This window comes from Mesorhizobium sp. P3_B5, assembly GCF_056402815.1.
The window spans coordinates 385022-406582 of sequence record NZ_JBFUGR010000002.1 but is presented as its reverse complement, the minus strand read 5'-3'; the positions used below and the strand labels follow the sequence as shown (position 1 = coordinate 406582).

General features: G+C 61.2%; 24 protein-coding genes and 1 tRNA gene. 10 read left to right on the top strand and 15 right to left on the bottom strand.

From position 1 onward, the window contains the following. The first annotated feature begins 157 nt into the window (after positions 1 to 157). On the top strand, positions 158 to 565 hold the full coding sequence (locus AC1DVW_RS06940; protein ID WP_477322039.1) for a Ros/MucR family transcriptional regulator: 408 nt from the start codon (positions 158 to 160) through the stop codon (positions 563 to 565). A gap of 112 nt (positions 566 to 677) precedes the next feature. On the opposite strand, the gene AC1DVW_RS06935 is transcribed toward AC1DVW_RS06940, so the two are convergent. The 13 genes from AC1DVW_RS06935 to AC1DVW_RS06875 all read right to left on the bottom strand — a co-directional run bounded on the left by AC1DVW_RS06935 (position 678) and on the right by AC1DVW_RS06875 (position 11962). Beyond that, entirely contained in the window at positions 678 to 1367 is a 690-nt protein-coding gene (locus AC1DVW_RS06935; protein WP_477322037.1) for a GDSL-type esterase/lipase family protein, read from the bottom strand. Positions 1368 to 1646: 279 nt separating this feature from the next. After that, the gene (ccoS, locus tag AC1DVW_RS06930; RefSeq protein ID WP_184874502.1) at positions 1647 to 1802 is read right to left on the bottom strand and encodes a cbb3-type cytochrome oxidase assembly protein CcoS; all 156 of its coding nucleotides are present in this window, start codon (positions 1800 to 1802) and stop codon (positions 1647 to 1649) included. Beyond that, the gene (locus AC1DVW_RS06925; protein ID WP_477322035.1) at positions 1799 to 4081 is read right to left on the bottom strand and encodes a cation-translocating P-type ATPase; all 2283 of its coding nucleotides are present in this window, start codon (positions 4079 to 4081) and stop codon (positions 1799 to 1801) included. Before AC1DVW_RS06925 ends, ccoS begins: the two co-directional genes overlap by 4 nt. Before the next feature lie 5 nt (positions 4082 to 4086). Next, a complete protein-coding gene (locus AC1DVW_RS06920) occupies positions 4087 to 4893 on the bottom strand; it encodes a DUF2189 domain-containing protein (protein ID WP_477241127.1) in 807 nt (268 codons plus the stop codon). 46 nt (positions 4894 to 4939) lie between these two features. Then, positions 4940 to 5152, bottom strand: a complete 213-nt coding sequence (locus AC1DVW_RS06915; protein ID WP_477241125.1) for a hypothetical protein — start codon at positions 5150 to 5152, stop codon at positions 4940 to 4942. Beyond that, positions 5149 to 6030 carry a cytochrome-c oxidase, cbb3-type subunit III gene (gene ccoP, locus AC1DVW_RS06910; protein WP_477241122.1) on the bottom strand — a complete coding sequence of 294 codons (882 nt, stop codon included), beginning with the start codon at positions 6028 to 6030 and terminating at the stop codon, positions 5149 to 5151. The genes AC1DVW_RS06915 and ccoP overlap by 4 nt, the downstream gene beginning before the upstream one ends. Then, complete coding sequence (locus AC1DVW_RS06905; RefSeq protein WP_379092680.1) at positions 6021 to 6191, bottom strand: cbb3-type cytochrome c oxidase subunit 3; 171 nt, start codon at positions 6189 to 6191, stop codon at positions 6021 to 6023. The genes ccoP and AC1DVW_RS06905 overlap by 10 nt, the downstream gene beginning before the upstream one ends. Beyond that, the gene (ccoO, locus tag AC1DVW_RS06900) at positions 6188 to 6928 is read right to left on the bottom strand and encodes a cytochrome-c oxidase, cbb3-type subunit II (protein WP_477241120.1); all 741 of its coding nucleotides are present in this window, start codon (positions 6926 to 6928) and stop codon (positions 6188 to 6190) included. Before ccoO ends, AC1DVW_RS06905 begins: the two co-directional genes overlap by 4 nt. A 7-nt stretch (positions 6929 to 6935) precedes the next feature. Then, positions 6936 to 8588, bottom strand: coding sequence for a cytochrome-c oxidase, cbb3-type subunit I (ccoN, locus tag AC1DVW_RS06895; protein WP_477322033.1), 1653 nt, complete (start codon positions 8586 to 8588; stop codon positions 6936 to 6938). A 156-nt stretch (positions 8589 to 8744) separates the two neighbouring features. Continuing rightward, positions 8745 to 9209 (bottom strand): group III truncated hemoglobin, encoded by a 465-nt coding sequence (locus AC1DVW_RS06890; RefSeq protein ID WP_477322031.1) that lies wholly within the window; start codon positions 9207 to 9209, stop codon positions 8745 to 8747. 15 nt (positions 9210 to 9224) lie between these two features. After that, positions 9225 to 10094 (bottom strand): SUMF1/EgtB/PvdO family nonheme iron enzyme, encoded by an 870-nt coding sequence (locus AC1DVW_RS06885; protein WP_477322029.1) that lies wholly within the window; start codon positions 10092 to 10094, stop codon positions 9225 to 9227. Positions 10095 to 10170: 76 nt separating this feature from the next. After that, positions 10171 to 11277 (bottom strand): copper-containing nitrite reductase, encoded by a 1107-nt coding sequence (gene nirK, locus AC1DVW_RS06880; protein WP_477322027.1) that lies wholly within the window; start codon positions 11275 to 11277, stop codon positions 10171 to 10173. A gap of 238 nt (positions 11278 to 11515) precedes the next feature. Then, positions 11516 to 11962, bottom strand: a complete 447-nt coding sequence (locus tag AC1DVW_RS06875; RefSeq protein ID WP_477322026.1) for a pseudoazurin — start codon at positions 11960 to 11962, stop codon at positions 11516 to 11518. Between the two features lie 271 nt (positions 11963 to 12233). On the opposite strand from AC1DVW_RS06875, the gene AC1DVW_RS06870 reads away from it, so the two are divergent. The 4 genes from AC1DVW_RS06870 to AC1DVW_RS06855 all read left to right on the top strand — a co-directional run bounded on the left by AC1DVW_RS06870 (position 12234) and on the right by AC1DVW_RS06855 (position 15590). After that, the gene (locus tag AC1DVW_RS06870; protein ID WP_477322024.1) at positions 12234 to 13754 is read left to right on the top strand and encodes a PAS domain S-box protein; all 1521 of its coding nucleotides are present in this window, start codon (positions 12234 to 12236) and stop codon (positions 13752 to 13754) included. Continuing rightward, a complete protein-coding gene (gene fixJ / locus AC1DVW_RS06865; RefSeq protein WP_477322022.1) occupies positions 13741 to 14361 on the top strand; it encodes a response regulator FixJ in 621 nt (206 codons plus the stop codon). The genes AC1DVW_RS06870 and fixJ overlap by 14 nt, the downstream gene beginning before the upstream one ends. A gap of 121 nt (positions 14362 to 14482) precedes the next feature. After that, positions 14483 to 14839, top strand: coding sequence for a response regulator (locus AC1DVW_RS06860; protein WP_477322020.1), 357 nt, complete (start codon positions 14483 to 14485; stop codon positions 14837 to 14839). A gap of 103 nt (positions 14840 to 14942) precedes the next feature. Beyond that, complete coding sequence (locus AC1DVW_RS06855) at positions 14943 to 15590, top strand: helix-turn-helix domain-containing protein (RefSeq protein ID WP_477322018.1); 648 nt, start codon at positions 14943 to 14945, stop codon at positions 15588 to 15590. Between the two features lie 34 nt (positions 15591 to 15624). Here AC1DVW_RS06855 and AC1DVW_RS06850 read toward each other — a convergent pair. Together AC1DVW_RS06850 and AC1DVW_RS06845 are read right to left on the bottom strand one after the other, a co-directional pair. Next, positions 15625 to 15700, bottom strand: a tRNA-Ala gene (locus AC1DVW_RS06850). A gap of 172 nt (positions 15701 to 15872) precedes the next feature. Then, positions 15873 to 16262 carry a TIGR02300 family protein gene (locus AC1DVW_RS06845; RefSeq protein ID WP_477275775.1) on the bottom strand — a complete coding sequence of 130 codons (390 nt, stop codon included), beginning with the start codon at positions 16260 to 16262 and terminating at the stop codon, positions 15873 to 15875. Positions 16263 to 16457: 195 nt separating this feature from the next. Between AC1DVW_RS06845 and aroA the strand changes: the two genes are divergently transcribed. From aroA to rpsA, 5 genes are all read left to right on the top strand, one after another. Beyond that, positions 16458 to 17816: a 3-phosphoshikimate 1-carboxyvinyltransferase gene (gene aroA, locus AC1DVW_RS06840; RefSeq protein ID WP_477322016.1), complete on the top strand. Its 1359-nt coding sequence runs from the start codon at positions 16458 to 16460 to the stop codon at positions 17814 to 17816. Positions 17817 to 17902: 86 nt separating this feature from the next. Further along, a complete protein-coding gene (locus AC1DVW_RS06835) occupies positions 17903 to 18265 on the top strand; it encodes a hypothetical protein (RefSeq protein ID WP_477241098.1) in 363 nt (120 codons plus the stop codon). Positions 18266 to 18271: 6 nt separating this feature from the next. After that, a complete protein-coding gene (locus AC1DVW_RS06830; RefSeq protein WP_477241096.1) occupies positions 18272 to 18877 on the top strand; it encodes a hypothetical protein in 606 nt (201 codons plus the stop codon). 75 nt (positions 18878 to 18952) lie between these two features. Next, entirely contained in the window at positions 18953 to 19600 is a 648-nt protein-coding gene (cmk, locus tag AC1DVW_RS06825) for a (d)CMP kinase (protein WP_477241094.1), read from the top strand. Between the two features lie 204 nt (positions 19601 to 19804). Beyond that, a complete protein-coding gene (gene rpsA / locus AC1DVW_RS06820) occupies positions 19805 to 21502 on the top strand; it encodes a 30S ribosomal protein S1 (RefSeq protein ID WP_127259581.1) in 1698 nt (565 codons plus the stop codon). Positions 21503 to 21561: the final 59 nt, after the last annotated feature.

The window sequence follows — 21561 nt, the reverse complement described above, 5'->3', positions numbered from 1 at the left end:
CTTGCCAAAGGAGCGGCGTTTTTGAAGAAACCTTACACAAAGCCGACCATAAGCAGGATTGAGAACAGGCTACCGAAGTTGGTGCGCCTCCCGCCGCAGATTCTGCCATCGAGAAATCCCCGGATACAAAACTGCATGCCTTCGGAGAGACGTCCCTATGACTTACCAAAATGGTCTTGATCCACTTGTCTCTATAGCGGCCGATGTTGTTTCGGCTTACATCTCAAATAACTCCCTGCCCGCCGCCGATCTCCCCAGCTTCATCGGCCAGGTCTACACTTCGCTCAAGGTCATTTCCGTTGGAGCTCCGGCTCMCCGGCCCGATGAACTCAAAGCCGCCGTTCCAGTCAGAAAATCCATCATGCCCGACTTCATCATCTGCCTCGAAGACGGCAAGCAATTCAAATCGATGAAGCGGCATATTGCCGTTGAATACGGCCTTACGCCGGATCAATATCGAACAAAGTGGAACCTGCCTTCCGATTACCCGATGGTGGCACCAAACTATTCCGCAGCCCGCTCGAAACTGGCCAAATCCACGGGGCTCGGCCGACGGCCGAGATAGATTCATGATGTGGACAAAAGAGCCTTTCTTCGGGGCTTGGTCACGCCTGCCAATTCGCTACTGAGAACACGGCCCAGCTTGCATAGACGCCGTTCGTTCTTCAGACGGGTGTTCAACGCGGTTGCACCTGCGCGAGCAGCGCCTCAACCATAGGGAGCATGTTTCCAACGATGATCGCATCACCCGCTGCATTTGGGTGGTCGTTATCCGCTTGCAGCAACTCTGGATGCCCAGTCACGCCCTCCTTGAAGTCGGCGTAGAGCAAGTCTCCATGCTTGGTCGCTAGCTCGGAGAACATCTTTGAAAATGGCTCGGCATAGTCGGCCCCGTGCCCAGCAGAGAGGATAGACGAGCAATAGCTATAAGCCGCGGTTCCAACCACAAGCACTGGAACGCGCTTCTGGGCAAGGATACTCAGAATCTGGTCGAGGTTCGCTCGCGTGTGATCCAGGTCGATACGAGCGCAATCGTTCTGACCCAATTCAACGATGACAACGTGGTTTGCAGGGTTGGCCTGCAGGTCAAGGCCGTCCTTGGATTCCACCAGCCAGGCGAGACCCCGCTTGCTGGTCGCCATGTACCCCACCTCGACAATTGTCACTGGGTGCCCGGCAGCGTTCAGCCCAGACTTTAACCTGGTCGCAAAGGTCTCAGGGGCTGCTACTCCATAGCTGTTGATGTAGCTGTCGCCGAGGGTAACGATTGTCGGAGGTGCATCCTCGGCATCCAAATTGCCGGCTAACCCCAACATTGCGGAAAGTGCGGCAAGGGCCACAAACGAAACGTCACGCCCTTTTGTCATGGTCTACCTCCCAGCGGGGCTAGCCTGGCCTAAGCCTCAGAGCCCGCGATGGATCGTAACAGCACATTCTCACGGCCGCATCGGCGACGGAAGGCGGCCGCGCGGTGTTGAGGGTGGGGCCGCCGGCCAGGCTGGCCGGCGACAGCGCCAGAGCGAGCTTTGGGCGCAAATGCCGGGCGGCGTTGCCGCGGCGTGATCCCTGCATCGCTTGTGCGGAGGCCGGAGATTCAAATCAGGTGAGTAGCGACTTCCTGTGACAGGTTCTCGTTTTGAAGGCGGCTACTTAGGCTCGTCCTGGTCGTCGTCCATCAGGATACGCGCCGCGGCCCCGTCCAAATCCTCGTACTGCTCATTTCGCAATGTCCACATGAATGCCGCCAGGCCCAGCAGGCCGAGCAGGATTGCGACAGGCACAAGGAAAGCCAGATAGCTCATGTCGCCGCATTCAATGTCTGGGCGGAAAGCCGGCCAGGCGCCCTGCGTCTGAAACGCATGCGGGAACCCAGACGCATGGCATTGGCCACCACCAAAACCGACGAGAGCGACATCGCGACCGCCGCCACGAGCGGCGTGACATAGCCGCAGACGGCGAAAGGCACCGCAATGGCATTGTAGCCGACTGCCAAAGCGAAGTTCTGCCGGATCAGTTTTCCGGCATTGCGCGAAATCTCGTAGGCGTCGGCGACACTCGCGAGGCTTTCCTTCAGAAACACGAAGTCGGCTGCATTGCGGCCGACATCGGCGGCCGTCGCGGGAGCCATGGAGACGTGCGCGGCCGCGAGAGCCGGCGCGTCGTTCAGCCCGTCTCCTACCATCAACACTCTGGAGTGGGTGGTGGTGAGAGCCGCGATCCGCTCAACCTTGTCGGATGGAAGCATTTCCGCTGCGAAATCATCGATGCCGAGCTTGGAAGCCAGATCGGCCACGGCAGATCTGCGGTCACCGGACAGGATGCCGACACTGAGGCCTTGCTGGCGCAATCGATCGATCGTCGACCGCGCCCCGCTTCGCACAGTGTCTTCAAACACCAGCCGCGCCAGCTGCCGCCCTTTCCGGACCAGTAGCGACACCGAAAACCAGCCGTCCGCGCCTTCCAGCATTTTGCGGCCGAGCGCCCAGTCCGGTCGCCCCAAGCGGTAGATTGTGGTTCCCATCCTGGCTTCGAGGCCTCGGCCGGGGTGTTCGGCGAGGTTGTTCATCGAGGTCGTCCCAACCGAGCCGCGAGACGCGGCAGCCAGAATTGCGACGGACATCGGATGCCTCGAGCCCGACGCCATTCTGGCCGCAAGCGCCAGCGCAGCGGGATCAACATCGGCCTTGTTGACGAGATGAGGCCGGCCGAGCGTCAGCGTGCCGGTCTTGTCGAACAGCACAGTGTCGACTTCGGCAAGGCGCTCGAGAGCAGAGCCACCCCGGACCATCACGCCTTTTTCGAAAAGCCGGCGGGCGGCGACGACCTGCACGATCGGAACGGCAAGGCCGAGCGCGCAGGGGCAGGTTATGATCAGAACCGCGATGGCGATCGAAACCGATGCGTGCCAATCCCTGGTGAAGGACAGCCAGCCCAAAAACGACAGCAGCGCGATGGCATGCACGACCGGCGAATAGAGCGCCGAGGCACGATCCGCCAGTCTTCGATAGTGCGCCCTGCCGCCCTCGGCGGCTTCCATCATTCTGATCATTTCCGCCAGAAATGAATCCTTTGCCTCGGCTGCGGCTGTTATCGTCAGCGGCCCCGTCAGATTGAGCAGCCCGGCCTGGACCAGGGTTCCCGCAATGGCGGGCCTGGGCGCCGTTTCTCCGGTGACGACCGAACAATCGAGCTCCGAAGCGCCCGCCATGACGATCCCGTCGACAGGGACCCTGTCGCCGGCGGCAATGAGGATGGAGGTTCCCGGCCTGATCTCGGCAATCGGGACATAGCGCCGGCCGTCGGCATCCACCACGATCGCTCCCCTGGGCGCGAGGCTCGCAAGCCCTGCTACGGCGGACCGCGCCTTTTCCCGCATCACATGGTCGAGCGTGCGGCCGATGAGCAGAAAGAACAAAAGCGATGTCGCGGCGTCGAAATAGGCATGCGGCCCGCCATGAAACGTATCGTAAAGGCTGAGCCCGAACGCCATCAACACGCCGATGGAAATCGGCACATCCATGTTTGTCCGGCCGTTTCGCAAGGCAGCCCATGCCGAGAAAAAGAATATCCGTCCCGAATAGACGATTGCCGGCAAGGCGAGCCCAGCGGAAATCCAGTGGAATGCCTGACGGGTTCCGCCTTCGGCCCCGGACCAGACCGAAACCGACAACAGCATGATGTTCATGGCGCAGAAGCCGGCGACCGCGAGCGCCTTGATGAGCCGGGAATATTCCGAGCTGTGCTGGTCGGTTTCCGCAGTGAAGACATGTGACGCGTACCCCGCAGCCCCTAGTGCGCCAATGAGATCAGGGGCAGCGTCGGCAACCGGGCGCCATTTCACGATGGTCCGTTTCATCGAAAGATTGGCCCGGGCATATTCGACGCCGGGCAAGGCAGACAGAGTGCGTTCGACGGTGGCCATGCAGGAAGCACAATGAATTTCGGGCACCGACAGATCGGCCTGGTAAAGGCCATCACCGAGGTCGCGGCTAACCAGGACAAGCTCTTCGCGCGGACTGGAAACCCGGCTCGCCTGACCGATCTCCAGGGCGGCCTCGGCCCCGGGTGCGCAGCAGCTCATGCCCGCTACTCCTTCGCCCCCGGCTCAAGTGAAATCGTCCTGTAGGCGTGCCAGGTGGCATGGCCGAGCAGGGGAAAGGTGATGATCAATCCCACCAGCCCGGTGCCGAGCCCAAGAAGGGTCAGCAGCAGCACGATCGCACCCCAGGTGATCATCACCGGCCGATTGTTCCAGACCAGCGAAATGCTGGTGCCCATCGCGGTAAACGCATCCGTTCGCCGGTCAAGCAGCATGGGAACCGAAAAGGCGCTGATGGCGAAGGAGAATGCGGCGAACACCCCGCCAACCACCGTACCGACAGCCAACATTGCCCAGCCGATGGTGGTGGTAAAAAGCATCGGAGCAAGATGGTCGAGACCAGGAAACGGCCGCCAGCCGAAGAACAGGGCATAGATGATGACCGCGGCACGCATCCACAGCAGCGCCAGGCCGAGCATGATGAAGCCGACGAAGAGAATCTGGGCGCCGGATGCCGGTCGCACGAAGATCATCCTGGCAAGCGAGATGGTTCTGCCCTGTTCCAACGACCGGCTTTTTTCATAGAGGCCGACCGCTATCAGCGGGCCGACCACCATGAAGGCCGCGGTGGCGGGAAACAGGATGTAGTCGAGGCGAAACAGGAAAAGTCCGCCGACAATCAGCGCGGACACGGCAAATACCGCCAGCCCATAGGCGAGACTGGGCGCAGGCGTCGCCATCAGGTCGCGCCAGCCGGCGCGCAGCCAGCCGAAAGCGGAGCTGGCCGGGAGACCGCGGTTGCGCGATGCGATGCGGGCGAATACTTCGTCGGTGGCCAGATGGAGATCACTCATTCCCATGATCCTTCCTGTCGTTTCGCCGGGTCGCGCAGCTTGAGCGTCAGCACGACGAACTGGCCGCAGCGTAGCTGTTCTTCGCGGGGTCGCCGGGTTCCTTCAGATGCGGCACGCAGTCGGCTTGCGACGCGAAGGACACGTAGACCAGATGGACATTGGCGGCGGCGACCAGCACCAGACCCACCGTCACCAGGACGAGCGCGACCGTTCGCGAACGCGATCGCGACCTCGGCGGCAAGGCAGGATCCAGGGTCACTGAGGCACCTTCCGGAGCGAAAGCACATAGAGGGCAAGTATCTTGCGCTGGGTCGCGGAGAGGCGCTGTTCCCAATGAGGCATATAACCTTGCCGACCGCCATAGACTGTCGCGGTGACGGACTGGAGGTCGCCGCCATAGATCCAGTTGCTGTCGGTCAGGTCAGGCGCACCGACGTCGCGCTTGCCCTTGGCATCGTCGCCATGACAAGCGATGCAGTTCTGTTTGAACACGTCCTGTCCGGCGGCAATGCTTTGCGGGTCGGCGTCGCGGCCATCGGTGGTGCCGCCGAGAGACCGCACGTAGGCGACAACGTCAGCCAGTTGCTTGCTCTCGATCACCCCATCGCGGCCAAAGGCCAACATCTGCGAGGTCCGCGTGTCGGGATGGGTCGAGTTGATGCCCACCCGCAGCGTTTCAAAGATTGTCTTGGGATCGCCGCCCCAGAGCCAGATGCCGGCGGTGAGGTTGGGGAAACCCGGACCGCCCGTGGCTTTGGTGCCATGGCAGGCCGCACAATTGTCGCCAAACAGCGTGTGGCCGGTTTCTTCGACGATCGTCATCATCGACGGATCGGCCTGAATGGCCGCAAAATCCATTTGATCGATCTTTTGGGTCCAGGCGGAACGCTCCAGCGTCGCATCCTTTACCAGGCGTTCGACGCTGGTCTTCTGGTCAATTCCAAGCAGGCCCTTGGTGTAGGTCTTGCCCAATGGCCAGGCCGGCATGAGAACCCAGTAGCACACGGCAAAAAGGATGGTGGTGGCCAGGAAGAAGAACACGATGCGCGGAATCGGCGTGTAGAGTTCCTTGATGCCATTCCACTCATGGCCGGTCGTGACCTGTCCCGTGACGGGATCGCGCTCGCCTATTTCCATGGCTTGTCATCTCCGTCGAGAATGCTGTCCTTCGCCCTTTCGAACCGCTTCTTGTTCGACGGCCAGAACGTGTAGACGAGGACGCCTACGGCCATCGCAATCAGATAGAAAAGACCCCAGCTTTTGGAGAAGGCGACGACAGCTTCGTGTTCCCAGCTCATTCGCTGTCCTCCGGCTGGACGACAGTTTCCGCCTGGGCGGCGCCGGTCAGGTGGCCAAGGATCTGCAGATAGGCGACCAGCGCATCCATTTCGGTAACGGTCGCCGGATTGCCGTCAAAGGCCCTGACCTGCGTTGCTTCTCCATAGCGCTTGGTAACGCCGGCGGCGAAATCCCCGTCCGGCGCAGTCTGGCCGAGCGCATCCTGGGTCGCGTTGGCGATCATGTCGTCGGTGTAGGGAACGCCGACGTCCCTGAGCGCGGCAAGATGCTCGCCGAGGTCGTCGATGCGCAGCGGGTTGTCGCGCAGCCAGCCAAATTTGGGCATGATCGATTCCGGAACCACGGTTCGCGGGTTGATCAAATGGGCGACCTGCCAGGTGTCGGAATATTTGCCGCCGATGCGGGCCAGATCCGGGCCTGTGCGCTTTGATCCCCACAACATCGGATGATCGTATTTCGATTCGACGGCGAGCGAATAAGGGCCGTAGCGTTCGACTTCGTCGCGCAATGTCCGGATCATTTGCGAATGGCAGGCGTAGCAGCCTTCGCGCATGTAGATGTTGCGCCCGGCCTGCTCCAGCGGGGTGTAGACCCGCATGTCCGGTGCGTTCTCGACCGTGTTGTCGATGGTGAACAGCGGGGCGATCTCCACGAAGCCGCCGATGCTGGAGACCACGACGATGGCAAGGACGAAGCCGATGGCGCTGCGTTCGATTTTGCGGTGAAATTCGCGCATGATCCTCTTACTCCGCCGGCTGGGCGACAGGCGCCAGATGGCGCTGCGGCGTGTCATCGCCCGGTTGCAGCGCGGCTTGCGAATGGCCGCGGATCGTCATCCAGATGTTGTAGGAGCCGGTGATGGCGCCGAGCAGGAACAGCAGCCCGCCAAAGGCGCGCGCGATGTAATAGGGATGCATCGCCACCATGGATTCAATGAAGGAATAGGTGAGCGTTCCGTTCTCGTTGTAGGTCCGCCACATCAAGCCTTGCAGGATGCCGGAATTCCACATCGCGAAGACGTAGATGACCGTTCCCGAGATCGCCAACCAGAAGTGCGCCTCGACCAGCCTGGCCGAATACATCCGCTCGCGCTTCCACAATGCCGGCACCAGACAGTAGATCGAGCCGAAGGTGATCAGCGCCACCCAGCCGAGGGCACCGGCATGGACGTGGCCAACGGTCCAGTCGGTGTAGTGGGAAAGCGCGTTGACCGGACGGATCGCCATGAACGATCCTTCAAAGGTGGTCAGGCCGTAGAACACCGCCGCCGCCATCATGAAACGCAGCGTGGCGTCGTCGCGCACCTTGTGCCAGGCGCCGTTCAGCGTCGCGAGCGCGTTTCCTGCAGAAGCCCATGACGGCACCAGCAGCACCAGCGAAAACGTCATGCCCAGCGTTTGCACCCATTCGGGCAGGGCGGTGTAATGCAGGTGGTGTGACCCGGCCCACATATACATGAAGGTGATGCCCCAGAAGCTGATGATCGACAGCCGGTAGGAATAGATCGGCCGACCGGCCCGCTTGGGCAGGTAGTAGTACATCATCCCGAGGAAGCCGGAGGTGAGGAAGAACGCGACGGCGTTGTGGCCGTACCACCACTGGGTCATCGCGTCCTGGACGCCGGAAAAGGCCGAATAGCTTTTGGCATGGCCGAACGACACCGGGACGGCCAGATTGTTGACGATATGGAGGATCGCCACGACCAGGATGAAGGCCATGTAGTACCAGTTGGCGACATAGATGTGCGGCTCCTTGCGGCGAGCCAGCGTGCGAATGTAGATCGCGAAATATACCACCCAGACGATGACCAGCCAGATATCGGCGTACCATTCCGGTTCCGCATATTCCTTCGACTGCGTGACGCCCATGAAATAGCCGGTCGCGGCCAGGATACAGAACAAATTGTAGCCGAGCAGGACGAACCAGGGGCTGAACTGGTCGGGCAGCCGGGCGCGCGAGGTCCGCTGCAGCACATGGAAAGATGTGGCGATCAGCGCATTGCCGCCGAAGCCGAAGATTACGCCGCTGGTATGAACCGGCCGCAAGCGGCCAAAACTTGCCCAGGCCGCATCGAAGGTCAGATCGGGCCAGGCCAGCAGGCTCGCCACCCAGACGCCGAAGAACATGCCGACCATGGCCCAGATCATGGTGAGGATAACGCCGACCTTGCTCGGGTCGTCATAATAGTGATCCAGGCGTTCGGCGGAGGGTTCGGGGGCGTAGAGCGCCGAAAGCATGACAAAGAGCATCGCAAGGCATGCCACAACGACGATGAAGCCATGCACGCCGATCGGATCGCCGCGACCGGCCGCCGCCATGGCAAGCCCGACCATGGTCATCAGGATCAGCGCTACGATGGAAAGTTGGCGTTCGCCGGATGTCAGTTGAGCGAGCATATGCGGCCACCTCAGATGCCCGTCAGGGCGAAATCGTCCATCGGGTGTCGCATGGCTGCGCGGCAGGTAATTTGATCTGGCGCAAAAACGAAGCCGACTGCACCCGGAAAAGAGAGGGCCGCCTTCGGGCGGCCGGCCCGACGGGAGCGCTCCGGCTCAGCCGCCCTTGGCTGCCGCGTCGTTGCCCACCGGTGAACCGGCAAGCGGAAGGCGAAAGAACATTGCGAGCTTCAGGCTTTTCGCGATGCGTTCGGCACGGTCGACAAATACCGCAGCCGTTTGCGGCTCGAAGTGCGTCGCCGCGGTTTCGCCGAACAGGTCCAGCCAGATGTCGAAATCGGCCTCGGTCACATCTTTCAGTTTCAGATGCGCAGGCACCGGGCGTCCGTGATAGTCGCCGGTTTTGAGAATGACGGAACACCAGAAGTCGGTCATTTTCTCAAGATGCGGTTCCCAGTCGCCGGTGATCTCGCGCGCAAAAATCGGCCCGAGCCGTTGGTTTTGCCGCAGCCTGGAATAGAACGCGCGGACCAGCGCGCCAATGCTCGCCCTGTCAACGCCCGGATCGGCCAGAGGCTGCTCGGCAGCCGGTCGCGGCTTTCCGATGGCAGATGAGCTCATGTCGATCCTTTCGGGTCAGGAAAATCCCAGTCGCCGCAAGGCAGCCCTTAGGACGTTGAGGCGTTCGCGGACAAGGCGGAAACCCAGATTGTCGGGCGGCGTGCCGACCGCGCAACCGCCACTTTTCCCGTCGCGGATGAAGTTCGACATGTAGGTGCGGTGGAAGCCTTCCACGACGTGCACACCGCAATTGTCGACTGAACTCACAATGCTGGTGCCGTCGGCGGCTATCGTCGCATGGACGTAGCAGGTCGATGTCCATTCCCAGACATTGCCCGCAACGTCCGCCAACCCTTTTGAGTTGATGCCAAAGGACCCTTGAAACCTTGGCTCGGGATCGGATTTCCGTCCGAGCGAAGCCTCGGTGCGATACTGGGCGAGCCAGCGCAGCGCCGGGTTGTTGGGGTCGTCGGCGCCGCCCTCGATGTCACCGCGGAACCGTTCGCCGGCGGCATAGGCCCATTCGGTGTCGGTCGGCAGCCGCCATGTCGCGCCCGTCTGGGCCGACAGCCAGGCCGCATAGGCTTCGGCGTCGATATGGCTCACGCCGGTGACCGGAAAATTGCCACTGCCCGGAGTATCCGATGCCTTGCAACTGCCTGATGTCACGCACCGTCCGTATTCGGCTGCAGTCACCTGGTATTTCATGATTTTCAGCGGCGAACCGACCGTCGCCAGGACCCGCGGCGCCGCGACAGGATGGTCCTTCGCAAGGAATTCACCCGGCTGAGCATGGTCGAACGATCCGGGCGCGAGGGTGACAAGTTCAGGGCTCGCAACCAGCCGGCCGGCCGCGGAGAACCGGCCAACGGCACTGGTCGCGCCCGTGACGATGAGCGCGGCTGCCGCGATACTACCGAGGGCTATGAGAGGGTTGAAAGACATGGCATTTCGTCCGGGAGCGCACGCGACCTTGCGCAGAGGGCGCAAGGTCGCGTCGATGTTCAGGATCAGACCCTCGTCACTGCGTCGCTATGGCCCTCGGGGCTTCGACCTGTGTCATCAGGTCGTCATTCCAGGTTCCATCGACCGTAAAATGTGCAGTCGCGCCGAGTTCCACGGCCTCGATCAGATTGTGGTTCACATAGGCGTAGACGCCCGGCTGCAGGAACGTATAGAGGGCCGAGCCGGCCGAGCCGCCGCGAATGAACCAGGTTTCCAGGTCCTTTGCCGGAGGGTTGGCGAACTTGCCCTGTTCCCAGACATAGTCGCCATGGCCTCCGATCAGATGCGGTCGCGTATCGCGATTGGCTTGCGAATGGACGATCAGGACAGCCTCGCCGACCTTGGCCTTCATGGCGTTCTCGCCGGTCAGCGATCCGGCCTTGCCATTGAAGACGACGTGGGTGGGGATCAAGCCGCGCATCACCTTGACGGTGTCGTCATAGTTGTCGCCGGCCGTTTCGTATTTCTTGAATTTCCCCTGCTCGTCGCGGGGGACATAGAAGTCGTTTTCGCCGATATAGTAGATGCGGTCGTAGCGGATAGGCTTGCCCTTGTCGTCGCGCAGGCCGTCACGCGGCAGCACCATCACCGCACCGCTCATGCCCGACACGACGTGCCACGGGATCATCGGTCCGCCGGGGGCGCAGTGATAGACGAACGTTCCGGTGCGCGTTGCCTTGAAGCGCAGCGTTACCTGCTCGCCGGGGTTGACCAGTGTCAGTGCTCCGCCGCCGAGCGCGCCTGTGGCAGCGTGGAAGTCGATGTTGTGCGCAAGCGTATTGGTGTCGGGATTGATGAGGGTGAGCTCGAGATAGTCGCCTTCATGGACAACCATCAAGGGACCGGGGATCGAGCCGTTGTAGGTCATCGCGTTGAGCTGCGTTCCATCAGCGTCGATGACGACGGGCTTTTCCTCAATCGTCATCGTGAACTCGACGACTTTCGGGCCGTCCTTGGCCACCTGGTCGTGCGCGTGGACGAAGGGTGGCGCGACGAGGGTTATCTTTTCGCGCGGCAGTCCGGCCACGTCCTTGGCGCTGGCCACAGCCGGCATTGCGCCGAGCGTCGCCACCGCGGCGGCGGTAAGGACAGATCCCAACAGAGCTTCACGTCGCGTAAGCATTTCAATCTCCTTGTGCGTCGACCATTTGATGACCGGAGAATAGCCTGCTTGGGGGAGCCGTCTTTGCGCTGGCGCAAACCGCAATTCATTTCAATGCGACTTGTGGAGCTGCGGGAGTGGGGCGGATCGTGTTTCGGAGCGCTCCATATGAAATAGGCCGGACTGGACCTCCCCGGCTGGTCCGTCCGGCCGTTTCCCTCCGACTGTCGCCAACCGGAGGGTATCCATCATCGAGATGTCAGTTGGAGGCAGCCTTGGTCGCCTCGCCGAACAGCTCCGCGAACACCGTTTTGGCCTTGCCGGTCTGTTTGACGGCTTGTGCCGCATCGAGGTTCACAGGCTTGCCGACGACGATCAGCGCCACCATGCCCATGCCGTAGTGCGGGGCGCATTTCACGCCATAAACGCCTTCCTGGGTCATGGTCACGGTGATCTCCTCGCTTGCCTTTCCCTTGAAGGCTTCAGCGCCATCCGGCAGCATTCCCTTGATGGTCTCGGCATTGTGGGACTTGTCGGTGGRCACGAACTTGATCGTGTCGCCGGGCACCGCTTTGATGTAGGCGGGCTGGAAGACCATCGAACCCTTGTCGCCCTTGTTGAGCATCTGGACGACGTGTTCTTCAGCGCTTGCCGCGCCGGCCAAAGCCAACAATGCGATGGCCGCGGCGATCAGGGGCAGTTTCATGGGATAGTCCTTTCCTGGGTTCATCACGGCATTTACCGTTGCGGCCTTGTACTGTGCGGGATGGCGTTGCGATTTGCGCTGGCGCAAACCGGCATACGAAATATCTTGAAATGACGCGGCGATCCGGCGCCCGTGAGGAGCTCTGGCCGGCTCCAGTCTGCGTTTCTTTTCATTCTGTTCGGGACGAACGGAAAAAATGCCCTAAGTGACAAGCGTTCAGTTAGTTTGGCTGAGCTTGGCAGCATCCTTCAGCTCAGCGGTAACGAATTTCATGCCAGCGCGGGACATTACTGGTATCAAAGGACGCCTCCTGCAAGCGGTGCTGTCTCGCCGTTTCGAAGGACGCAATGGCTATTTGCTGGCGATTTTCATCGTCGCAGCCGCTGTCCTTGTCCGGCTTCTGCTGGAAGGACTGCTCGAAGACCGGGCGACTTTTACCCTCTTCACGCCGGCTATCCTCGTCGCATCGATCGCCGGCGGCATCTGGCCTGGACTGTTGTCCGTGGCGCTTTCGTTAGGCGGAGCGTTCTGGCTGGACAATCTTCAGTCCGATCTCGCCCACAATCCGGTTGAATTCGTCGTCTTCGCCGCTGTCGGCCTGGCAATCGCCTGGATGGGCGAAATGCTGCACCACGCCAGCAAGGCAATCGACCGGGCCGAAAGCGCGCTGGGGGGCCGCGAGGCCCATCTTCGCTCCATTCTCGATACGGTGACCGACGCGACCGTCGTCATCGAAAAGGACGGCACGATCGTTTCATTCAATGCCGCCGCAGTTCGGCAGTTCGGCTATGCCGAAGCGGAGGTGGTCGGAGAGAATGTGCGCCTGCTGATGCCGGAGCCTTATCGCCACGAGCATGATGGCTATATGCACAGATACCTGACCACCGGGGAAAAACGCATCATCGGCATCGATCGCGTTGTTGTCGGACGACGCAAGGACGGCTCGACGTTTCCGATGAAATTGGCGGTCGGCGAGATGAAGTCGGGCGACAAGACCTATTTTACCGGCTTCATCCGGGACCTTACCGAGCGTGAGGAATCGGCGGCACGCCTGCATGAAGTCCAGGGCGAACTGGCGAGGCTGGCGCGCCTCAACGAGCTTGGCGAAATGGCCTCGACGCTCGCTCACGAGCTGAACCAACCGCTTTCGGCGATCGCCAATTACGTTCAAGGCTGCGCCCGCCTGCTGCGCGACATGGACGACGCCGTGGCGACCAAGATGCGGGCTGCCCTGGAAGAAACCGCGCGGCAGTCGTTGCGTGCGGGGCAGATCATCCGCCATCTTCGCGAATTCGTCACCAAGGGCGCCACCGAGAAAGCGCCGGAGAACATTCGCGGCCTGGTGGAAGAGGCAGGAGCTCTGGCGCTGGTGGGATCGCGTGAGCGCGGGGTGCGGACGGTGTTCGACTTCGCACCCGGACCAGCAACCGTGCTGGTCGACCGCATACAGATCCAGCAGGTGCTGACGAACCTGATGCGCAATGCGATGGACGCCATGCACGACAGCGCGCGCCGCGAGCTTGTCGTGCGCACCCATGCCGCGCAGAATGGCGAAATCGCCGTCGTCGTCGAAGACACCGGGCCAGGGATTTCCGAGGAGATTTCCGCCCAGCTTTTCAAACCCTTCGTGACGACAAAGCCTGGAGGCATGGGAATTGGACTGTCGATCTCCAAGCGGATCGTCGAGGCGCATGGTGGCACGATGATGGTGAGCCGGAACGATGCCGGTGGCGCGACGTTCAGATTCACACTCCCCGCATTCACGGAAGAGGACGCGCATGGAGACGGGTGACTATATCGTTCACATCGTCGATGACGAGGAACCGGTCAGGAAGTCGTTGGCTTTTCTGCTCACCATGTCCGGCTTCGCCGTCAAGATGCATGAGAGCGCAACCGACTTTCTGGCTGCGGCTTCAAGCATCAGAAATGGCGTTCTGGTGACGGATCTGCGCATGCCTGACATGACCGGGGTGGAGCTCCTGCGAAATCTCGTCAGTGCAAACGCGTCGCTTCCGGCCGTCGTGATCACTGGCCACGGCGATGTCCCGATGGCGGTCGAGGCGATGAAGGCCGGCGCAACGGATTTCATCGAGAAGCCGTTCGAGGACGTTGTCCTGATCGAAGCCATCCAGCGTGCTGCCGAACAACTTGTCGATCAGCCGCTGGAACTCGACGATGTTGCTTCGATCCAGACAAGACTTGGGCGGTTGAGCGACCGTGAACGCCAGGTTCTCTCGGGCGTGGTGGCCGGATTGCCCAACAAGTCGATTGCCTACGATCTGAACATCAGCCCACGCACTGTCGAGGTGCACCGCGCCAACGTCATGGCCAAGATGCAGGCAACGAGCCTGCCGCAACTGGTGCGGATGGCATTGGCCACCGGTTTCGGGCCAGCCTGAATTTCACCCAATCTGAATTTTGCAAGGATTGATCTGGCGCAAGGCATGAGGCGCCGTATTGCCGCTGGCTGTGAGACGATCGGCGGGATGACCTCGCCGGCATATCCGGAAGCTGTCATACTTGCCCGCCGCCCAAACCATCGTAGTCGTGGCGCCAGACGCGGGGCTCAGGCGTTCGCTCGAGTTCGCGCTCGAAGTCGAAGGCTTCGCGGTTGAATCGCATGCGTCTCTTTCGACAGTCGAGGCTTCGTCTGAGGCAAACGCCGCGCCCTGCATCATCGTCGACGAAAGTGCGATCCGGCTCAGCCCAACCGGGCGCCAGCCGCTTGCCGGTTTTGCCGGGCGGGTGATCCTGCTCGTCGAAGACGTTGATCCAACCGGCACCGAGGGGTTCGCCGTCCTGACCAAACCGGTCGAGGGGAACGATCTGATCGATATGGTGCAGGCCTCTTCGGCCCGCCACGTCCTGGCTGACTAAGCCAGCCACCTCGCTGACTACGTAGAATCCCTTAGGACATAACCCAATTTCGCAGACCGGCATTCCGCGCGATGGCTATTCCGCCGAAATTAAGGGAACAGCCATGAACGCTATCGTCGACACTCGGGTGCCCTTCGAAATCCTGACCGCCCTCGTCCCGCGACCGGACGTGTCGAATGATGGCCGGCCGGCGCCGCTCTCGTTCTTCCACGCAGGCTCGGAGATCTACGCACAGGGCGAAAAGGTCGCTTCCCACTACCAGATCGAGTTCGGCGCGGTCCGCATCTACCGGCTGCTGGCCGATGGGCGCAGGCAGATCACGGCCTTCCATCTGGCGGGAGAGACGTTCGGCTTTGAAGCCGACCTTACCCACCATTTCTTTGCCGAGGCCATCGTCACGACAGGACTGCGGACATTCCGCCCGGTGGCCGGCCTGGACAGATCGCGCGAACTGCTGCCGCTGGCCCTTCGTTGCATGGTGCGGGCTCAGGAACATTTGCTGGTTGTCGGCCGGCAGACGGCGATCGAACGCATCGCTGCTTTCCTGGTCGACATGGCCGCACGACAGGGAGATCTTGACCAGATCGAACTGCCTATGTCCCGCCAGGATATCGGCGACTACCTCGGCCTTACGATCGAAACGGTATCGCGCGTGCTATCGAGATTGCGCGACAAGGGTGTGCTGAAGTTTCACGGGCTTCGTATCCTCGAAATCCGCAAGCCTGAAACACTGCGTTCAATGTGCGAATGATCCATGCATTCGAGATCAATGCCTGGAAGATGACTGGTGGAGCCAATCGGAATCGAACCGACGACCTCTTGAATGCCATTCAAGCGCTCTCCCAACTGAGCTATGGCCCCACTTCCGGCAGTCCGCCGGCGCCGTTTCCGGCGAAGAGATCCGGCGCGGGTTGAGACCGCGCCGTTAGTGCAGGCGGCTTCTAACCCCGCCTTCTGTCAATATCAAGCCTTCGAGGGCCGCTTTTTCGTCACAGCCCGCGAAAGCAGGCAAGTGCTTGCATCCGAAGGCGGATCAGACTTCGTCGTCGTCGTCGCCAACGCCGATCATGTCGGCGACATCGTCGTCTTCTTCCTCTTCGTCGGCGAGGAAAGTGTCATCCTCGTCGTCACCGAGGTCCACTTCATCCTCGTCGTCGCCAAGATCGGGAAGATCGTCGGCCTTTACGTCGTCGTCCGCCTCTTCGAGCGGAACGATCTCGACGCCCTCTTCCTCCTCGGCGTCGACTTCCTTCTCGGCAACTTCCTCTTCCTCTTCGATGGCGGCGATCTTGCCTTCCTCGAAATAGGAGCGCGGATAGCTCTTGCCGGTATAGGGCGAGACGATCGGGTCCTTGTTCAGGTCATAGAATTTTCGACCCGTCTCGGGGTCGATGCGTTTGGTGCCAAGTTCGGTTTTTGCCACGGCAAGCCTCGTCGATAAAAGTTTGGTCCCCATAACCACAGTTTGCGGCGCTGTCAAAGACTAAAGCCAGCGTCATAAATCCCGGCTTTGCGGGAGTTCGCGCAAGGGGATGACCATTTCGGTCCGCCGTGATACGAGACCGCGCAAACCAAAAGAAAACGGCCGGCTGCCGGCATTTTCATCCAGGGAAAGACCATGTCGCACACTGCCGCCCCAAAGCCGGCCACCGCCCGCAAATCATCAGCCCTTTCGGGTGCCGCTCGCGTGCCCGGCGACAAGTCGATCTCGCACCGCTCCTTCATGTTCGGGGGTCTCGCTTCCGGCGAAACCCGTATCACCGGGCTGCTGGAGGGCGAGGATGTGATGCGCACGGGTGCCGCCATGAAGGCGATGGGCGCCCATATCGAGAAGCATGGCACTGAGTGGGTAATCCGCGGCACCGGCAATGGCGCGCTGTTGCAGCCGGAAGGCCCGCTCGATTTCGGCAATGCCGGCACCGGCTCACGCCTTACCATGGGCCTGGTCGGCACCTACGACATGGAAACCACCTTCATTGGCGACGCCTCTTTGTCCGGCCGGCCGATGGGCCGCGTGCTGGAGCCGCTGCGCCAAATGGGCGTGCAGGTGCTGAAAGCGACACCGGGCGACCGCATGCCGATCACGCTGCGCGGCCCCAAGCACGCCGCACCCATCACCTACCGCGTGCCGATGGCCTCGGCGCAGGTGAAGTCGGCGGTGCTGCTGGCCGGGCTGAACACGCCCGGCATCACCACCGTGATCGAACCGGTGATGACCCGCGACCATACCGAAAAGATGCTGAAGGGATTTGGCGCCAATCTGTCGGTCGAGACCGACGAGCGCGGCGTGCGCCACATCTTCATCGAAGGCCAGGGCAAGCTCACGGGACAGACCATCGCGGTGCCGGGCGATCCCTCCTCGGCCGGCTTCCCGCTGGTAGCGGCACTGATCGTGCCAGGCTCGGATATCACCATCGAAAACGTGCTGATGAACCCGACCCGCACCGGACTTTTGCTGACGCTGCAGGAAATGGGCGGCAAGATCGACATCCTCAACCCACGCAATGAAGGCGGCGAGGATGTCGCCGACCTGCGCGTCCGTTATTCCGAGCTGAAGGGCGTCACCGTGCCGCCCGAGCGGGCGCCGACGATGATCGACGAATATCCGGTGCTTGCGGTTGCCGCCAGCTTCGCCGAGGGCGAGACACTGATGCAGGGACTGGAGGAATTGCGGGTCAAGGAATCCGACCGGCTGTCGGCGGTGGCCAATGGGCTGAAGCTCAACGGCGTCGATTGCACCGAAGGCGAGGCGACACTTGCCGTGCGCGGGAAGCCGGGCGGCAAGGGGCTGGGCCAACACCCCAATGGACCGGGCACCACCGTCCAGACCCACCTCGACCACCGCATCGCCATGAGTTTTTTGGTGATGGGACTGGCGACGGAGAAGCCTGTCACCATCGACGACCAGGCGATGATCGCGACCAGTTTTCCGGAGTTTATGGGGCTGATGAAGGGGCTGGGCGCGGAGATTTCCTAAACTCAGGATTGTCGTCAAATTTGGCTATCAACTCAATTGTTCCTTAAGGCCGGTCCTTCAAGGTCGAGTTAGCATTGGGGAGAGCCATGAATATCCTAGCCTCGATTTTTCTTGCGATCGTCGGGGGTGTCGTTTTGATCATTGCAAAGGCCATATCCGTGGCCAGGATGATCAATGAACGGAATTATTCATTCGCGCGCTTCGGTTTGATCGCGGCATTTTGGGCCGGGCTTACCATTCCAAGTGTGGGTTTTTCATGTGGGCCGATAGGCTGCACATACGGCCTGCATTTTGACTGGGTGCTTGCACTAATCAAAGCCGTGATGCCCTCAAACGCGATATTTTTCGTAATGGGCGGTTATGCGATCCTCAGCGTGTATTTTTTTGGCCATGCGCTGGGATGCGTATTTTCTTTGTTCAGGGCGTTTGCGCGGCCTGCTGCGCGTTAGGGCGATATGCGCAACGGATCCAAGACTGATGATGGGTTTGTCATCGTTTCTTTTCGCAGAGGAACCGGCGCTTACAAGATAACGCCCGAGCAATACGAGTTCATAAGGAAGCGTTTTTGCCGCGAATATTGGACAGCGGTTCTGACCACGATTCCAATGGGAGGTCTCGGACTCCTTTGGTACGTCGGACACCTCGCCACGCATTGGGCCGGGCTCGCTGCGATAATTTACCTGGCAGGCAATACGGCACTCAGCATTGCCCGCTTCCAGGCGATTGCTCACGTCAAAAGATTCGCCGCCCCATCTTCCGTGCCGGTAGAATTCCTAGGCATCTCTGATTTTAGGGCAGCTCTCCTTGCGGCCCTCCTTAAGGTGTGGCGGGAAGGAAGCAGCGCCCAACTGCTCAAAGGAGTCTGGCTGACGGGATTCCTTTTCTTTTCGAGCGCCATCATCTTGGCCACAAGATTGCTCGGGTTGGAAAATGATGGCCCGAGCCACAAGCTGCATCCGATCGTCCTCCTGTTTTTCACCGTTGTTTCATTCGCTCTTTTCGCCGCTTTTTTGAAGGAACGCCGGCGCAGAAAAAAGACTGCGGAACCCGCGCAGCCGTAATTTTGCAGATCGACAAGAGTCCACGCATACCGCTAACAACAATCACGTCTGCGTCGGCTGCACCAAAAGGTTTGCATGAAGCCCTTCACCATCGCCATCGACGGACCCGCCGGCGCCGGCAAAGGCACGCTGGCCCGGCGGCTGGCTGACCACTATCGGCTGAACCTGCTCGACACCGGCCTCACCTATCGCGCGGTGGCCTATGCGCTGCTGCAGCACGCCTTGCCGCTGGACAATGTCTCGGCGGCCGAAACCGCGGCGCGGCAGGTCGACATGGCAAAGCTCGACCGCGCTGTGCTTTCCGCGCATGCGGTTGGCGAGGCGGCCTCGAAAGTAGCGGTGTTTCCAACGGTGCGGCGCATCCTCGTCGAAAAGCAGCGCGAGTTCGCCAAAGCGCCACCGGGCGCGGTGCTCGACGGGCGCGACATCGGCACCGTCGTCTGCCCCGACGCCGACATCAAGCTCTATGTGACGGCCAGCGCCGAAGTGCGGGCACAGCGGCGGCTGGCCGAGATCGAAAGCATCGGCGGCACCGCCAGTTTCACCGAAATCCTCGCCGATATCGTGCGCCGCGACGAGCGCGACATGGGCCGCGCCGACTCGCCCCTGAAGCCCGCCGCCGACGCGCACTTGCTTGATACCAGCGAAATGGCTATAGAAGCCGCGTTTCTCGCAGCCATGGCGATCATCGACGACGTTCTGGCCAAGAGAGACAAAGCCTGAGCCGGGTTTTCCACGCGCTGCCGATTGCCGGTGGCGACAAAGATACCCATATCGGGCACGAACCAGCCTGCCAGCATTCTTCATGCGCCGGAATTGCCGCTTGAAAGCGGCCAAGGGCTTTTTGCCCGGAACGCCGGCAGGCTAACGCAACGCTAATCCACGGCGCCCGTCCCGCGACAGATGCGGGGCACTCCAGGAGAAACTATGTCAGCTGCAAATCCCACTCGCGATGATTTCGCGAGCCTGCTCGAAGAATCATTTACCGCCGGCCATTCCGGCGAAGGCCAGGTCGTCAAGGGCATCATCACCGCCATTGAAAAAGACATGGCGATCATCGATGTCGGCCTGAAGGTCGAAGGCCGCGTGCCGCTGAAGGAATTCGGCGTCAAGGGCAAGGACACCACCCTCAAGGTCGGCGACACGGTCGAAGTCTATGTCGAGCGCATCGAGAACGCGCTTGGCGAAGCGATGCTTTCCCGTGAAAAGGCCCGCCGCGAAGAGAGCTGGGTCCGTCTCGAAGAGAAGTTCACCAAGGGTGAGCGCGTCGAAGGCGTCATCTTCAACCAGGTCAAGGGCGGCTTCACTGTCGACCTCGACGGCGCCGTGGCCTTCCTGCCGCGCAGCCAGGTCGATATCCGCCCGATCCGCGACGTCTCGCCGCTCATGCACAACCCGCAGCCCTTCGAGATCCTCAAGATGGATCGCCGCCGCGGCAACATCGTGGTGTCGCGCCGCACCGTGCTCGAGGAAAGCCGCGCCGAACAGCGTTCGGAAATCGTGCAGAACCTCGAAGAAGGCCAGGTTGTCGAAGGCGTCGTCAAGAACATCACCGATTACGGTGCGTTCGTCGACCTCGGCGGCATCGACGGCCTGCTGCATGTCACCGACATGGCATGGCGCCGCGTCAACCATCCGACCGAGATCCTCAACATCGGTCAGACGGTCAAGGTGCAGATCATCCGCATCAACCAGGAAACCCACCGCATCTCGCTCGGCATGAAGCAGCTCGAGAGCGATCCGTGGTCCGAGATCGGTACCAAGTTCCCGATCGGCAAGAAGATCAAGGGTACCGTCACCAACATCACCGACTACGGCGCGTTCGTCGAGCTGGAGCCAGGCATCGAAGGCCTCATCCACGTTTCGGAAATGTCGTGGACCAAGAAGAACGTGCATCCCGGCAAGATCCTGTCGACGACGCAGGAAGTCGACGTGGTGGTGCTCGAGGTCGATCCGGCCAAGCGCCGCATCTCGCTCGGCCTCAAGCAGACGCTCGAGAATCCGTGGCAGGCTTTCGCCTCGAGCCATCCGGTCGGCAGCCAGGTCGAGGGCGAGGTCAAGAACAAGACCGAGTTCGGCCTGTTCATCGGCCTCGAAGGCGACGTGGACGGCATGGTCCATCTCTCCGACCTCGACTGGACCCGTCCGGGCGAGCAGGTGATCGAAGAGTACAATCGCGGCGACATGGTCAAGGCGCAGGTGCTCGACGTCGACATCGACAAGGAGCGCATCTCGCTCGGCATCAAGCAGCTGGCCAAGGATACGGTCGGCGAAGCGGCGACTTCCGGCGAACTGCGCAAGAACGCGGTCGTCACCTGTGAAGTCACCGGCATCAAGGATGGCGGTCTGGAAGTGCGGCTGGTCGACAGCGGCATCGAGACCTTCATCAAGCGCAACGACCTCAGCCGTGACCGTGACGAGCAGCGCCCCGAGCGCTTCTCGGTCGGCCAGAAGCTGGACGCTCGCGTCATCGCCTTCGACAAGAAGACCCGCAAGCTGCAGGTCTCGATCAAGGCGCTGGAAATCGCCGAAGAGAAGGAAGCAGTCGCACAGTACGGCTCGACCGACTCCGGCGCTTCGCTGGGCGACATCCTGGGCGCCGCGCTGAAGAAGCAGGGCAGCTAAAAGACAACGACGCCGCGCTCGTCGCGCGGTCGTCATTCGAAATGAAAAACCCCGCCGGA